Annotated in this window: 14 protein-coding genes and 1 pseudogene; 11 read left to right on the top strand and 4 right to left on the bottom strand. The window is 36.6% G+C overall.

Annotated features, from left to right (window positions below):
- The first annotated feature begins 22 nt into the window (after positions 1–22).
- Complete coding sequence (locus tag GQR47_RS02370) at positions 23–1,606, top strand: FAD-dependent oxidoreductase (protein ID WP_024603155.1); 1,584 nt, start codon at positions 23–25, stop codon at positions 1,604–1,606.
- 212 nt (positions 1,607–1,818) lie between these two features.
- A complete protein-coding gene (htpX, locus tag GQR47_RS02365) occupies positions 1,819–2,682 on the top strand; it encodes a protease HtpX (RefSeq protein WP_154903080.1) in 864 nt (287 codons plus the stop codon).
- A 78-nt stretch (positions 2,683–2,760) separates the two neighbouring features.
- Here the strand turns inward: htpX and gloA are convergent, their stop codons facing one another.
- Positions 2,761–3,288, bottom strand: coding sequence for a lactoylglutathione lyase (gene gloA / locus GQR47_RS02360; protein WP_024594923.1), 528 nt, complete (start codon positions 3,286–3,288; stop codon positions 2,761–2,763).
- A 115-nt stretch (positions 3,289–3,403) separates the two neighbouring features.
- Entirely contained in the window at positions 3,404–3,787 is a 384-nt protein-coding gene (locus tag GQR47_RS02355; RefSeq protein WP_024594922.1) for a hypothetical protein, read from the bottom strand.
- 323 nt (positions 3,788–4,110) lie between these two features.
- On the opposite strand from GQR47_RS02355, the gene GQR47_RS02350 reads away from it, so the two are divergent.
- On the top strand, positions 4,111–4,620 hold the full coding sequence (locus GQR47_RS02350; protein ID WP_154903081.1) for a YetF domain-containing protein: 510 nt from the start codon (positions 4,111–4,113) through the stop codon (positions 4,618–4,620).
- 71 nt (positions 4,621–4,691) lie between these two features.
- Here the strand turns inward: GQR47_RS02350 and GQR47_RS02345 are convergent, their stop codons facing one another.
- Positions 4,692–5,312: a trimeric intracellular cation channel family protein gene (locus GQR47_RS02345; protein ID WP_154903082.1), complete on the bottom strand. Its 621-nt coding sequence runs from the start codon at positions 5,310–5,312 to the stop codon at positions 4,692–4,694.
- A gap of 416 nt (positions 5,313–5,728) precedes the next feature.
- Between GQR47_RS02345 and GQR47_RS02340 the strand changes: the two genes are divergently transcribed.
- The 8 genes and pseudogenes from GQR47_RS02340 to GQR47_RS02305 all read left to right on the top strand — a co-directional run bounded on the left by GQR47_RS02340 (position 5,729) and on the right by GQR47_RS02305 (position 13,431).
- Positions 5,729–6,337: a cold shock domain-containing protein gene (locus tag GQR47_RS02340; RefSeq protein ID WP_024597201.1), complete on the top strand. Its 609-nt coding sequence runs from the start codon at positions 5,729–5,731 to the stop codon at positions 6,335–6,337.
- 184 nt (positions 6,338–6,521) lie between these two features.
- On the top strand, positions 6,522–7,598 hold the full coding sequence (locus tag GQR47_RS02335; RefSeq protein ID WP_154903083.1) for a hypothetical protein: 1,077 nt from the start codon (positions 6,522–6,524) through the stop codon (positions 7,596–7,598).
- A 137-nt stretch (positions 7,599–7,735) separates the two neighbouring features.
- Positions 7,736–8,719: an ABC-three component system protein gene (locus GQR47_RS02330; protein WP_154903084.1), complete on the top strand. Its 984-nt coding sequence runs from the start codon at positions 7,736–7,738 to the stop codon at positions 8,717–8,719.
- Complete coding sequence (locus GQR47_RS02325) at positions 8,707–9,150, top strand: ABC-three component system middle component 2 (RefSeq protein ID WP_024596054.1); 444 nt, start codon at positions 8,707–8,709, stop codon at positions 9,148–9,150. Before GQR47_RS02330 ends, GQR47_RS02325 begins: the two co-directional genes overlap by 13 nt.
- A complete protein-coding gene (locus tag GQR47_RS02320) occupies positions 9,147–11,015 on the top strand; it encodes a hypothetical protein (RefSeq protein ID WP_024596055.1) in 1,869 nt (622 codons plus the stop codon). Before GQR47_RS02325 ends, GQR47_RS02320 begins: the two co-directional genes overlap by 4 nt.
- Before the next feature lie 140 nt (positions 11,016–11,155).
- Positions 11,156–12,131, top strand: a pseudogene (locus GQR47_RS02315) (transposase).
- A 212-nt stretch (positions 12,132–12,343) separates the two neighbouring features.
- The gene (locus GQR47_RS02310) at positions 12,344–13,057 is read left to right on the top strand and encodes a hypothetical protein (protein WP_240915847.1); all 714 of its coding nucleotides are present in this window, start codon (positions 12,344–12,346) and stop codon (positions 13,055–13,057) included.
- Complete coding sequence (locus tag GQR47_RS02305) at positions 13,057–13,431, top strand: hypothetical protein (RefSeq protein ID WP_024594623.1); 375 nt, start codon at positions 13,057–13,059, stop codon at positions 13,429–13,431. Before GQR47_RS02310 ends, GQR47_RS02305 begins: the two co-directional genes overlap by 1 nt.
- A gap of 301 nt (positions 13,432–13,732) precedes the next feature.
- On the opposite strand, the gene GQR47_RS02300 is transcribed toward GQR47_RS02305, so the two are convergent.
- Positions 13,733–14,335 carry a hypothetical protein gene (locus GQR47_RS02300; RefSeq protein ID WP_024594624.1) on the bottom strand — a complete coding sequence of 201 codons (603 nt, stop codon included), beginning with the start codon at positions 14,333–14,335 and terminating at the stop codon, positions 13,733–13,735.
- Between the last annotated feature and the right edge of the window lie 278 nt (positions 14,336–14,613).

Raw genomic sequence — 14,613 nt, 5'->3', positions numbered from 1 at the left:
TTACTAAGGACATAACGACTATATGACGCACCCATTTATTGAAAACTACGCCCCAGATGCGCACGTAAGCGCTGAGCCAAAGGCACTAAACTATGGCTTACCTAAAAAACGCGTAGGTATAATAGGTGGAGGCACAGCTGGCGCCACTATAGCCATTAGACTTGCTGCGTTAGGGCTAGAAACTTATGTGCTTGAAAAGAAAAAGTCGTTAATTGATGGCCCTCCAATGTGCCATTTGCATGCGGGTGGCAACTTATATCGTGAAATACCCGACGAAGACTGCATAGATTTACTCAAGCAATGTATAGATATTGCGCGCCTTTATCCTTACACCATCGATGTTCGCCCCACAGTATTTGCAGTGCCTAAACGCGATGACGACTCACCGGAGGACTTATTTCCGCGTTTAAATAAATTAGTAAAAGCCTACAGCGAGCTTGTAGAGCAAGATAGCGCTAATAAAGTGTTAGGCGAGCCAGAGCATTATTATCAGTTATATAGTTATGAGCAAATGCTAAAGCTTGCTAAGCAAAAACAAGTAGCCAAGCCCACGTCGTTAGATGAGTGGATGATACCCGTGGCTAAGCATTTAGATTTAGATAAGCTAAAGTTTCCGCTAATTGTTGCACAAGAATATGGCTGGAATATTTTTCGTTTATCGGCCAGTGCACAACTCGCCCTTGCACAGTACAAACACGCTCACGTTTTAACAAGCACCAGTGTTAAAAATGTATCGCCAGTTATAAATACCAATAATGATAAGCAAACACTTAAGTGGCGTATTGAATACCAATCAGAGCCAAGCCTTGATGAACAACCTGATACTTCAACCAATACACAAGCCGATACGCAAACCATTGAGGTAGATTACCTAATTAATGCGTGTGGTTTTCAAACCGGTATTATTGACGACCTCGTTGGGGTAGATGTAAAACGCATGGTCGAATTTAAAGCCTCTTATATAACTCATTGGCAAGGTGCTGGTGGGCAAATACCCGAAATTATTATTTACGGTAACCGTGGCACACCAGAGGGCATGGCGCAGCTAACGCCTTACCCTAACGGGTATTTTCAAATACACGGCATGACCAACGACATTACGCTATTTAATGATGGCTTAGCTGATGCAACACCAATGAGTGCTCAACCTAAACTCCCTGATAAATACCTGCACTATATTAAAGATGGGTGGGACAAAACAGCATTGCAAACACGTAACCAAACAGCAATAGATTATGTAGCCGAGTTTGTACCTGCATTTAAAACTGCTAGCACACAAAATAATGCCTTGTATGGCGGGCAACAAATCCCAGGGGATGACGACACTTTGCGCGTAGCCGATGTAAGTTTATATTCGCATATTAGTTACGCACGGGCCGAAAATGTTAAAGCATCGTCAACGTTAATAGCGGCAGATCAAATAGTGGGTGAGTTTATAAAATTAGGAATAATAAGTAGCGATCCTGCTGTAAATCATCACCGCAGTACCCACCAATGGTCGTACCTTAAACATAATAGCGGCGACAAAATTGACGAAGTTGCACGCATATTGGCACACGAGCGTGGTTTTCCAATTGATATGGCAGAGCTTAATAACAGCTTGTAATAAGCTGACTTATAAAGAAACTTTAGTCTTAAATTTGCTATAAAATGCCTCTCAAAAAAATTATCAATAAACACATAAATAACACTTGTGTTATGACATAGTTTGTCACAGAATAGCGCTAACGTTATGACATAGTGTGTCATAACGCAGTGGTTGCTTTAACCTAATTTAATTTTATGTTCGGTGATCAAACCTATTTTTGTGAGGACAATATGAAACGTATATTTTTGTTTTTATTAACTAACCTAGCGGTTATGTTGGTATTAGGTGTAGTGCTTTCAATAATAATGAGTGCGCTGGGCTTAAGCCATCGTAGCCTTGGCGGAATTTTACTTATAGCCACAGTATTTGGTTTTGGTGGATCGTTTATTTCGTTATTTATGTCGAAATGGATCGCTAAAAAATCAACAGGCGCGCACGTAATTACGCAGCCTCGAAACGAAACCGAACATTGGCTTGTACAAACGGTATCTGCGCAAGCACAAAAAGCAGGTATCAAAATGCCAGAAGTGGCTATTTACGACAGCCCAGAAATGAACGCGTTTGCAACGGGCCCAAGTAAAAACAACTCGTTAGTGGCAGTAAGCACAGGCTTAATGCACAACATGACCAAAGATCAGGCCGAAGCCGTACTTGCCCACGAAGTATCGCACGTGGCTAACGGCGACATGGTAACGCTTACGCTAATACAAGGCGTGGTAAATACCTTTGTAATATTTGCCGCAAAAGTACTGGCAGGCATTGTAGATAACTTTATTAATAGCGATGAAGAAGAGGGCGGCAGTAGCTGGACATACTTTTTATTCGATATGTTATTCCAAGTATTATTTGGTGTACTAGCAAGCATAGTGGTTGCAAGTTACAGCCGTAAACGTGAGTTTGCAGCCGACAGCGGCGCAGCAAAACTAGTTGGTGCCGATAAAATGCGATCAGCCCTTGAGCGATTAAAGCAAAATCATCCGTCGCAATTAGAAGGTTCAATGATGGCCTTTGGTATTGCAAGTGGCAAAGGGATGGCTGAACTGTTGTCATCGCACCCACCGCTTGATGCACGAATCGACGCACTACGTAAATAACGCATAAATATTACACATAAAAAAGCCTGCTAATGCAGGCTTTTTATGTGTAATATTTTTTGTATAGAGAAATAATTATTACTGAGAAAGGATAATCTCGGTAATTCCCTCAGCAGAGAGTATTTCAATCCAGTAGCCGTCAGGATCTTTAATAAAGGCTAAGCCTTTCATTGAACCATCATCTGGTTTTTTAACAAACTCAACATCGTATTTTGCAAAGCGCTCACAGGCTTCGTAAACATCCGGTACGCTAATACCAATATGGCCAAAGCCTTTAGGCTCTTGGTTACCACTGTGGTATCCCTCAAAACTGTCGTCGTTTTCAGTGCCCCAATTATGAGTAAGCTCAATCAACGCAGGGCGACGAAACACCCATTCAGCTTTTGCCTTATCATCGCCTTCTGGCAACTCTTGTTCGTAGCCTAAAAAGTAAAGCGTAAATTTCATACCAGGAAAGTCATACTTACCTAAAAGCTTCATACCCAATACATTTTGATAAAATTCTAAAGACGGCTTTGGATCTTTAATACGCAACATAGTTTGCTGCATCACATAGCCTTGTGTGGCTTGTTCAATTTGTTCTGGAGATTCGTTATAGCTAGACATGGTGATCCTTTCTAATAATTAAAAAGCGAAAATAGAGATATAATGCTTAAGTTATCATAATCAACCGTAGTTTAAATTTAAACTGCCCTGAGCATAAAAGAGTGGTATAAAATAGTTAGTGAAGCTTAATATCATTTATCATTAATGCGCCCCAAGTCGTTTCATCGCTGCAGCCATTTATTTCTGAGCTAATAAACAGACACCCATAACCTTTGGCTTCTGTTTTTTGAATTTCGGTGTAAACACTAGCACCATTATCAGATAACCAAGTAGTGGTGCGTTCACGACCATAAGGTAATATAAGAGGAATAGGAATAATTGGCGAAATTATAACACCCACCCATTTAAAGCCATCCCCATACTTAATTTGTTTAACGGCTGTACCTTTGACTGGCTTTTGCCCTGAAGTATATGTTTTAACGTGCACTAAATCGTAAGAAACACATCCTTGTGCCAGTATTAATGCACCGATAACTATCGCTTTTTTAATTAATTTCAAGATAAATCCCTTTATAACGTTATTGAGCAAAGAAAACTGCTAACTTGTACCTAAATTGATAATCATACTATCCTATAAAAAAGTAAACTTATAACGCCATAGCGTTTAGCCCTTATGTTTATTTGTAGGATGTATGTTCGTTTTTAAACATGGGTAACCACGTAATCAAAGTACAGAGCAAAGCAAAATTAAGTTTGTAAAACATTTAACAAAATAAAATAGGGCACTTTATTCATCGTTATTTAACTAAGTGCCATGTAGAGTTTAAATAACTACTGCGGGCAATTACTTATATAAAAAATAACGCACATAAAGGAGTGACTATGTTTTTTGATGATATGCAGGGTTTAATACGCGTACTTATTATTGGCGTACTAGGTTATATCGCACTGGTTTTTTGGCTGCGTATATCGGGTAAACGTACGCTTTCAAAATGGAATGTGTTCGACTTTATAGTCACCATTGCGCTGGGCTCTATATTAGCGTCTGTTATTATTTCAAAAAGTGTCCCTTTAGCTGAGGGCATACTTGCCTTTGTAGTATTAATTGGGCTGCAATATGTTATTACATGGCTTAGTGTGCGCTCGTCAAAATTTGCAGCGCTTATAAAAGCAGAACCCACGCTTTTAATGAGTGATGGTGAATACTGCACGGCTGCACTTAAATCGCAGCGCGTAACAAAATCAGAAATTCGCGCAGCTATACGTGGCGCTGGTATATTAGCCATAGAAGATGTAGCCGCCGTAGTGCTAGAAACCGATGGCAGTTTTAGCGTACTTAAGCAAAATAACAGCGGGTTAAAAACCGCGTTAAGCGATGTAAGCGGGCGTTAAATTAATACGCTAATAGTTATATTAACTAAGGCAGGTATACTACCTGCCTTATTTTGTATTGAAGGTTATTTTTATTTAGCGTGCTGCTCTAATAAACTAAAGGTAGGTAAGCGCCATTTAAAGCGTATTGATGCCATACGTATTAAGTACCCCGCAACCAAGCTCACAATAATGCTTATGTTGTCGTCAATATTGTAATGGTGTAATGCTAAGTATAAGCACGCTACAATTAGCGATACGCTTGCATATAGCTCATTGTGTAATACTAACGGTGCTTGGCGACATATTAAATCGCGCAGTAACCCACCAAATACGCCAGTAACAACGGCGGCCACTACACAAATACCGTAATGTAATCCCATATTTAGTCCCACTTGGCAGCCAATAATACTAAAGGCAGCTAAACCAAGGGCATCCAAGCGCATAAATATACCTTTAAATTTAACCACCCATTTAGCCAGCCATGTAGTTACAATGCCGGCAATACAGGTAATTAATAAATACTCTGGGTGTTGTACCCACGTAAGCGGGTAATTGCCTAGTAATATATCTCGAACGCTACCACCACCAATTGCCGTGGCGCTGGCTACCAGCACTACGCCAAACCAATCCATTTTCATCCGTCCTGCGCTAAGTGCGCCGGTCATGGCTTCTGCGGTAATACCAATAATATAAACAACGGTTAGTAACATGAGATAATCACTTAAAATACGTGCGTAAAAATAAGGTGTGGATTGTATAGGTAAATTAAGTAAATAACGAATGAAAAATCGTACTAAAAACGGTTAATTGAGATAGAAATAATTAATGACAAAATCGAGTGTAAACATGCTGTTAAGCTAATCGCTTTGCAAAAGTTAGCAGTCGTAGAATAAAGGACAAATGGCCGTAATTTATAAAATAAAACACGCGATTTTTTTTCCTGATTTTAAAGCTCAAAGCTCGATATTTTTCCTATACGGTTAAGTGTTTTGCCAACTAATTAGAATATTTAAATTAACATAATATGAATATTTGGTTGCGTGGTAGCAATTTAGGAACGTATACTAACAAGTGTTAACTTAAATGGAATTTGCGTAATCGCAGCTTAATCAGCACAGGTAAATACATGAACAAAGGATTGTTAAAAGCGTGGAATGACGAAAAGGGCTTTGGTTTTATTAAATCAGACACCCTAGAGCACGACACCTTTATACACATTTCAGCGCTCAAACATATGAGCCGCAAGCCAAAAGTGGGCGACACCCTTTATTTTGAAGTGGCAACACAGCCCGACGGTAAAACCAAAGCCGTAAATTGCCGGATAGAAGGCGTAGCTGCGCTTAAAGTAACGCCTAAAAAATCAAACCATCATCGTGTTGCTAAATCTAATTTTACCGACAGCTTTTTAGGCAAAGTAGCCTCAATTAGTATTATCGCTGTACTTGGTTTTGTCGCAGTTAATAAATACAGCCATTATAAAAGTAACGAGCAATTTAATTACCACACCCCCGTTATTACCAACGCCGATTTAGCCACATTTGATGAGCAATACTCAAAAATCGTGATTCCAAAAAGCACGCAAAATTTTACCTGTGACGGCAGGCAGCACTGCAGCCAAATGACTTCACGTGCTGAGGCGGTGTTTTTTATTAACAACTGCCCTAATACAAAAATGGATGGCGATAGAGATGGTGACCCATGTGAGAACGATACAAGGTTTGAAAATGAGTGGTAATTTTATAAACCGTTTAGTTAAAGGTTAGGTTAAGTAAAAATAGAACTAATTAATGGCTGTGTATAAATATAGCCATGTAAGTTTTGTCCCATAACATTATTGAAAGTCGTTTTGGGTTAACATAATCCACCAAACTAGCACGAAAAAACCTTTTAAAAATTACAATTATTCTTGGAGGATTTAAGTGGTATCAACTAGAAAACATAAATACGTTATAACAATCGACTTCGCAAAGAAAGATAATAATGAAATTTACAAGGGAGAAGTTCCATACCCTTTTTCTAAATCATATACAGATACTGTAAGCGTATTTGGGAATAAAATTATTATTGTTGCTCAACGTAGTAATAAAGTTGAAATTTCTGGCATATTTGAAAACTATACAAGTGCTATCTATACGCAAATAGTTAAAGCATTAGTTTATTACTACTGTAATTTAGGGGAGGCGATTCAAATCTCGGAAATATCCATAGATTACATTCGTAACCTAGAGTTTAAGAGTAGCCATAAAATAGAAAATACACATGTAAACCAGATTGTAAGTAAAGCGGATCAATTATCTAATCTTAAAAAGCTCAATCATAACGCCGTTAATGTTATTTTTGAAGAAACGGTAAAGGGGCACTCGTATTTGATTGCTTTGACTCACTTAGTTAAATCACATTGTTCAGAAAGTCCATATGACGCGTTTGAGAGGAAGTGGAAAGCTTTCAATGCAATTTATAGGCAGGTATCTGGGCTTGAAAATGAGTTTAAAAGACTTAGCTTTATCCGCAAGGATTTAGTTGATAACCCTGAGTATTATCCATTAATAATAAATGAAGTTAGCAAGTTGAAAACAGGTACGATCAGGTCAAAAGTCAGGTGGATTAAATTTATTTACAACAATTTTTCTACAATTAAGCAAACTGATAATTATAAAAACTTCATCTTAAGTAACGATGATTATCGGTTGGCTGAGATTAATCAAAGTACTTTAACCGTCAGAGAAGACTTTCTTAAAGAGAAAGGATTTTACGAAGATGTAACAGCTCACCTAGTTGAAATAATTAGCAAAAAGAGAATTAATAACTCGCATTTAGCCGCTACGCTATGCATTAAGTACATGTACTTTGTTCGTAATAAGTCTGTACATGCAGAAAAAATAGATTCTAGTTTTAGGCTGACAGCGTTGAGTAAAGAAGAAAATGAAATAATATGGTTATCAAATCTTTTAGATTTATTATTAATTGATTTAGTAAATGGTCATGAACATTTTTAACAAGCAAATTTAATCAGAGTGTTATCGACTGTCAGGTTTTTTGTTAAAACAAAAATTAACAAGGCACCCATTCTAAATTTTGTATTTAAGTTTATCTTTAAAAATTTAAAATGGACAATTTAAGGCTAATGGAACTAATGATTGATTATGAGAGGCAAATTCTAGCTTTAGATGATGTGAAGTTAGAGAAGTTAGTTCGTGAATGGGCTGAACAACAAAAAACAAAGTATCACTTGGCCAAACGCTTTGCAGGTGCAGGAGATATGGGAAGAGACGTGGTGGGTTTTTACTCCGAGTCGAAACACGAGGGGGATTGGGATAATTACCAATGCAAACAATATAATAAGGCCTTACCTACTGAACAAGGAATGTTAGAAATTGGCAAGATTTTATATTTTTCTTTTCTTAAAAAATTTTCAATACCTAAAAATTATTACTTTGTTGCTCCCAAAGGAGTAAATCGTAATTTAGAAGCATATATCTTTAATCCTGAAACTTTTAAAGAAGAGCTTATTAAAAACTGGGATAAATATTGTAAAAAATCCTTAGTTCCCTTAGACCATAAATTACTAAAATTTATTCAATCATATGACTTTAATTCAATATACATTGTAGACATCGACACAATTGTGTTGGATAAAAAGTTTAAAAATATTCTTGTGGAGTGGTTTGGAGGTGAGATGCTTCCTGCTCCAGATGGAGTTGTGCCCACTGAGATTCAAAATGAAGAATCAACATATATTCAACAGATATTAATGGCTTACAGTGAGTATGATCAAATTGAATATACACACTTTAAAGATTTAGATGGACATAGTGATTTTGAAATTAATTTAGAAATTCAAAGAGAAAGGTATTTTAGTGCTGATGCTTTTAAACGCTTCTATCGGGATAATACTATTGGAAATTTATTAGGTGCCCTAGAAAAACAGGTATTCAATGGGATCTATGATACAGCTAAGCAAGCTTACCCAAATGGGTATGACTGTATGTGTTCAGTGATGTCCCAAGCTGCAAATGTAGTTCCTTCAGGTAAATTAGCTGTACATGCCAAAGTTGATGTAAAACAAGGATATTGCCATCATTTTGTAAATGGAGGTAAATTGAAATGGATCAAGTAGAAACAATAGATGTTTTTAATACTGTGTTGGAAGCTGGTCTACGAAGTGTAATTTTATTGAATGAATATTACCCAACACCAATAGGATTCGAAGAAATCGTTAAATTGGATTACGTACTTGTCTACTCAAAAGATTTTAATGGACCTAAGAGTCTTCATCCATGTATTCCAAATAGAAAAGGTGAATTAGCCGTAAGGCGGAAGTTAGTTAGGGATGGTTTAGCCTTAATGAAGAGATTTGGATTGATAAACGTTCTTTGTGAGAAAGAAGGTATTTATTACTCTGTAACGGGAGATGCTAAGCCGCTCATTAAGCTTATGAAGAGCGAATATAGTATGTCATTAAAAAATAATGCCAAGTGGTGCGTAGGACAGTTGAATCATAGTGGCTTTCAATATTTTAATAAAATTTTTATGGATGTAGCGTTTTGACTTTGAAAGATGATAGTAAATTAGAAATGGAAATTCATTCAATCCAATTCACGGGAGAATCAGCTAAAACCGTTTCAGTGGACTTTAAAACTCGTGTTAAAGTAATTAATGGAGCTTCTAATACAGGTAAGTCTTTTTTGGTTGACTCTATTGATTATATGTTTGGCAAAGAATCGATAGATAAAATTGAACAAAGTAAACCTTATTCGGAGATATCTCTACAATTATCAGTTAATTCAAAAAAATATACTTTATTTAGAGGTTTTCCCTCTCAGAAGCTTGAACTCTATGATGGGCATATTAAGAATAAAAAATCTGACCAACATTTGCTTGACTATAAAGTTGGCACCTTAAAAAAAGGTGAAGTGAATTTAAATGAGTTTTTCCTCCCTCCTTGGCAACAAAGCAATATTAAACTTGCAAAAAATCTATCTGGAGAGAAAGTTAGTTTAACAATCAGATTACTTTCAGTAATTATATGTTCATACGAAGAAAGGATTATCAATAAAAAATCACCAATAGAAAGTGGGGATAGCTTTGAAAAAACAATTAATCGTAATTTGTTTAATTATTTACTGACAGGGGTGGATTATAGTTCATTTAAAGAGCTAATTAAAAAAGAAGTATTTGATAGTGAAAAATCAGGCAGAAAGAGCTTATTGATAGAGTTAATAGATAATTTGAAAGTCGATATTGATGTTGAATATGAAAATGAATCCATAAAGAATTTAAAAGAACATCAAATGAAATTAGAAATGTCTATTTCAAAAAACAAGTCATCACTAATCGAGGCACAACTGGATGTTTCAGGAATTATAAATCTTAAAAAACAAACCTCAGAAGAGCTCATAGAAAAAAATGAAAGGCTTAATAGTATAAAAGCCAATTTAGTTAATTTTGAATATCTTGTCGGTATATATAATTCTGATATCAAAAGACTTGAATCTCAGGAGGAGACTGCTTTTTTACTATCAGTAAACCATAATGGACATTGTGGGGTCTGCGGTAATAAATCTAATAATATATGCTCTGATTTAACCGAATTAAAACAACTGAAAAGTGCTTCCCTTGCCGAAATAGAAAAAATAAAACTAAACAAAATTGAGCTCGACTTAACTATTAACTCAGTTAAAAAACAAAATAAAGAGCTTATTCTGGCAGTATCTGATTTAAATAAAACCCTTGAAGACTTAGATGCAAAGATATCAGCTAGAACACCAGATTTGCAAAAGTATGATTTTGATAATTCATTATTAACGGAACAATATTCAAATCATAAGAGAAACATTAAGCAACTCGAAATGATTGAAGACTTGCAACGAAGACTTCAACAATGTAACTCTGAAAAACCCCCACAAAAATATAAATCACCAGATTTTCATCCTAAAAATGAAGTAATAGATGAGTTCTGTGAAATTTACTCCGATGTTTTAACTGAAATCAAGTTCCCAGGTAATAAAATAGTGACTTTTGATTTCAAACAATATGATGTTTTAATTGATGGGAATCCAAGACACCTTAATGGTAAAGGCGTTCGAGCAATTCTGCATTCGGTTTTTAAGATAGCAACGCTATTATATTGTTCTCGTAAAGGTTTATTTCATCCTAAATTATTGATTTTAGATTCACCTTTGGTTACTTATCGAGATCCTACAGAAAGTAAATATGGAGAATTATCAAAAGATGAGCAGGAGCTGGCAAGCACAAAATTAAGTTATTATTTCTTGAATTATTTAAGTGAAATTAGTCATATGGCTCAGTTTGTGATTATAGAGAACATAGATGTTCCAGATATAAAAAGCGATAAAATAAGCGTTGAAACCTTCCATGGTGAAAATTCACCTAGTAGAAGAGGCCTATTTTGAAGATGGTTGGGGTCACCCATTAGCAAGATAACAGTGACATCCATTCTAAATTTTACAATTAAGCAGACACACATCTTAATTTTTTGCACTTTAAACGCCTAGATTCTAATTGGAAGTGCAAAAAACGAGCAGGGTGTCTTATGGCAATTGCAAGAAAGCGTCAAATAAGTTTGGTTGATACAAAAATATTATCACTGTATTTCACGCTGTGTTCGTCGTGCATTTTTATGTGGAGAAGACCGTTTTACTGGTCAATCTTACGAGCATCGACGAGGGTGGGTTGAAGATAAGCTGCTTGAATTAGCAAAGGTATTTTGTATTGATGTGTGTGCTTATGCTGTTATGAGTAATCACACTCACTTAGTCCTGTATGTAGATGATAACCGAGCAAATAGGTTGAATGATAAAGCGATTGTTATTCGCTGGCATAAACTGTGTAAAGGAACATTGTTGACGCAGAAATATGTACGAGGTGAAAAGTTAAGTAAAGTTGAGCTCATATTTTTCAATCAAACGGTTAAACAATACCGCGAACGCCTAGCAAGTATCAGCTGGTTTATGCGGTTGTTAAATGAAGACATTGCGCGAAGAGCAAATAAAGAAGATAACTGCACAGGGAGGTTCTGGGAAGGGCGCTTTACGTCTCAAGCATTATTAGATGAAGCAGCACTTGCAGCTTGTATGGCCTATGTTGATTTAAATCCCATTAGAGCTAAAATAGCTAACACCCCAGAAGAGTCAGACCATACCAGTGTACAGAATCGCTTAACATGCGCGGCAGAAGGTAAGCAACCTAAGCAGTTACTACGTTTTGCAGGCATGCCACGTCAGATTATGCCTAAAGGACTGCCGTTTGAGCTTAAATCGTACCTTGAACTCGTTGAGCTAACAGGGCGAATAATACGAGAGGATAAACGCGGGCATATTGATAATATGACCCTTCCTTTACTCGAAAGACTAAACATATCCCCAGAAAACTGGTTAAAACTCACTACGCAATTTACACGCGTATTCCATGGTGCGGTAGGAAGACCCAATTCACAAGCAAGTTACTGTGAAAATTTAAAGCGTAAACGGCGATCAAATATTAGTAATTGCGAAAAGTTACTCGCATAAAACTTAAGCTACTCAGTAAAGCTATTCAGTAATAAATCATAACTGCATTATGCAGTTATTTTCATGTGTGTAATTTAGGTTTAATAGGGCTAATGACTTATTTAACGGATGAAATAAAAGTGACCCAGCAATAAAAGATAAATTCTTAATCTGAAGAGCGAATTTTTTGGCATAGTTCTGCTTGTTCAATTAAGGTGGCTGTTTGGTTTGGTATGGTTGCAAAATTAAATGAATTTAATATAGGGCTGATGGGCACTTCGACTAGTGTCTATTCTAAAAGAGTTGGTGATTTTGCCGATGCAGTAAGTGATTATCAGAAATCACTGCTCGAATTTCGTCAAGCCATCAAGTCTAAATCACCATATAAAGCTGCGGCTAAACAAAAAGCAAAGCTTGCTTTTGATAAAATGCAAAATAAATTTAGATTGGAAGTAAAAGCAGTTACAAACCAAATCCAATCTAAACGCGGTACACCTATGACAAACTTTTCAAGGGGGGCAAATATAGCTAGGAGCAGCCGTAATGTTGCTAAGCTGGACTTAATAACCCCTACTCATGCAGATAATGTTGTTAAATTTACAAAGTATTCTAAGTTTTTAGGAAATGGTTTAGCTGTAATTGATTTTGGTAGTCGGGTGGGTAACATACATAACACCTACAAAGCTGGTGATAATTGGGAGCGCGAAATGTTCGTAGAATCAAATAGTTTTATTGCAAGTGCTGCTACTGGTATCGGTGTTGTTAACGCGGGGGCTGCTGCTCTAACTTTTTTAGTTGTAGCAACTCCCGTCGGCTGGGTTGGGCTTGTTATTGGGGGATTGGCAGTAGCAGGAACTGCGGCGGCCGCCTCAATAGAAATTAATGATTATACGAAGAAAAATAGCGGTAGTTTATACGACGAAATTATGAAGTGGTTTGACTCTTAATGGATATTGAAAAAATCTTATTTGTTATTTTTCTAGTTGGTTGCCTTCTTAGTGCAGTTTTATATGTTTTTTTTGGGCAAGTTACTGTACGCAAATTAAGGAAAAATCCAAATACCAAAGAGCTTCTTGGTATGGAGTATATAAGTGGCTGGGATATCATAAATGTTGCTAAAGTATTCTCACTACCAAGGAAATGGATGCTCAAGGTTGAAAAGAGTAAGTTTGCATTTATGTATGCAAACTCTTCTGCTTTATACGAAAATACAACAATATTCGATAGGGTACTTGGTTGTATCTTCTATTGGTCATTGACTCTTTCAGGTTTATTCGGGGCTTTTTTCGCACTACTAAACTCACTCGGTTTTTTTGATTAACACATGCTGATGGGGTTTTTAGCTAATAAAGTCAGCTATTGGCTCCAATCACCAAAACTTAAATTAGCAAAACTTTTTGTTTTAAGCTATTTTGTCCTCTAAAAGCGAAGCGCCTCATATCCTCTTTGTGAATTAGCCTTTAGATTACGAAGAGGGCATTAACTTGGGAAGCTGTAGTCGAACGCTTTAAGTTGAAAGTGGGCGTCACTTTAAACGTAAAACATCGGCGAATTAGATCTCTAATACACGCCGATGTTTATAACTTATTTAAATAAGCACATTACTAGTAAGCTATTAAACCTTAGTCTGCTTTACGGTTAAGACTAATCAAACATATTGCTAATATTAACGTTGCAATCATGCCTGAAGCGCCAGCAACAGCTGATGGAAGGAATCCATCACGGCCAAAGATGATTAATATAGCATTGGCAAGCATTGCAACTCCGCCTGCTAAGGCAGTAAGCCCGCCAATTGCTTTGCCACCTTTAGCGATAAAAGACAGGCCAAAAACAAGTGCTGCTAATCCCAATAATAATTTAGCTGCGTAGTAAATCATGAATGACAAAGAAACCACGCCACCAATTAAAGGTTGTGCGCCTTCTACGGCACCCGCTACTTTTCCAAATGTTGAAAACAAAGTAAGGCCAATGCTTACCTGTACTATGTTAAGAATTGCGCTAAATGTTATAGCCGACCATCCTAGCTGAGCGTTTTGTGCTTGCACCATAGCAGAACCCGCTAAGGCAACAAGTAGAGTGAAAACTACGGCTTCTAGTCCCCATGCATACTGCCTTGAAAAACTAATTTCTGCACTGTAAAGGGCAGTAAAAACAGCCTGTGTTAACGCCAATACCAACAATAAAGATGCCGTAATTAGAGTGGTGCGTTTATTCGTAAATTCCATTATTTACCTCTTATAATTTTATATTTAATGCTTTAAAAAGATTCGACAGGTTTGAATACGTCAAACAGGGAGCTTTTTAGCTAATTAGCTTTTACACTTAGCCTATAAGACAGGTAAAGCTATTTAATTATTTCACTTAAACCTATAAAAATAATAATTAATTACAAATAGGCTCAAATTTTGGTTTTATTCAAAACTTAAATTGGGAAATCGTTTAGGTTCAAGCCATTTATGCCCTCTAAAAGCGCAGCGCCTCATACCCTCTTAGTAAATCAATG

Origin of the sequence: Pseudoalteromonas sp. Z1A2 (assembly GCF_011378755.1) — a bacterium.
GTDB lineage: Bacteria > Pseudomonadota > Gammaproteobacteria > Enterobacterales > Alteromonadaceae > Pseudoalteromonas > Pseudoalteromonas distincta.
The sequence above is the reverse complement of the archived record's forward strand: the minus strand, read 5'-3'. Positions and strand labels throughout refer to the sequence as shown.

What these genes read in the sequence shown, in the direction of transcription:
- GQR47_RS02370 (WP_024603155.1), top strand. Translation starts at nt 23, where the DNA reads ATGACGCACCCATTTATTGAAAACTACGCCCCAGATGCGCACGTAAGC.
- GQR47_RS02310 (WP_240915847.1), top strand. Translation starts at nt 12,344, where the DNA reads ATGGTTGCAAAATTAAATGAATTTAATATAGGGCTGATGGGCACTTCG.
- htpX (WP_154903080.1), top strand. Translation starts at nt 1,819, where the DNA reads ATGAAACGTATATTTTTGTTTTTATTAACTAACCTAGCGGTTATGTTG.
- GQR47_RS02305 (WP_024594623.1), top strand. Translation starts at nt 13,057, where the DNA reads ATGGATATTGAAAAAATCTTATTTGTTATTTTTCTAGTTGGTTGCCTT.
- GQR47_RS02350 (WP_154903081.1), top strand. Translation starts at nt 4,111, where the DNA reads ATGTTTTTTGATGATATGCAGGGTTTAATACGCGTACTTATTATTGGC.
- GQR47_RS02345 (WP_154903082.1), bottom strand. Translation starts at nt 5,312, where the DNA reads ATGTTACTAACCGTTGTTTATATTATTGGTATTACCGCAGAAGCCATG.
- gloA (WP_024594923.1), bottom strand. Translation starts at nt 3,288, where the DNA reads ATGTCTAGCTATAACGAATCTCCAGAACAAATTGAACAAGCCACACAA.
- GQR47_RS02340 (WP_024597201.1), top strand. Translation starts at nt 5,729, where the DNA reads ATGAACAAAGGATTGTTAAAAGCGTGGAATGACGAAAAGGGCTTTGGT.
- GQR47_RS02325 (WP_024596054.1), top strand. Translation starts at nt 8,707, where the DNA reads ATGGATCAAGTAGAAACAATAGATGTTTTTAATACTGTGTTGGAAGCT.
- GQR47_RS02300 (WP_024594624.1), bottom strand. Translation starts at nt 14,335, where the DNA reads ATGGAATTTACGAATAAACGCACCACTCTAATTACGGCATCTTTATTG.
- GQR47_RS02330 (WP_154903084.1), top strand. Translation starts at nt 7,736, where the DNA reads ATGATTGATTATGAGAGGCAAATTCTAGCTTTAGATGATGTGAAGTTA.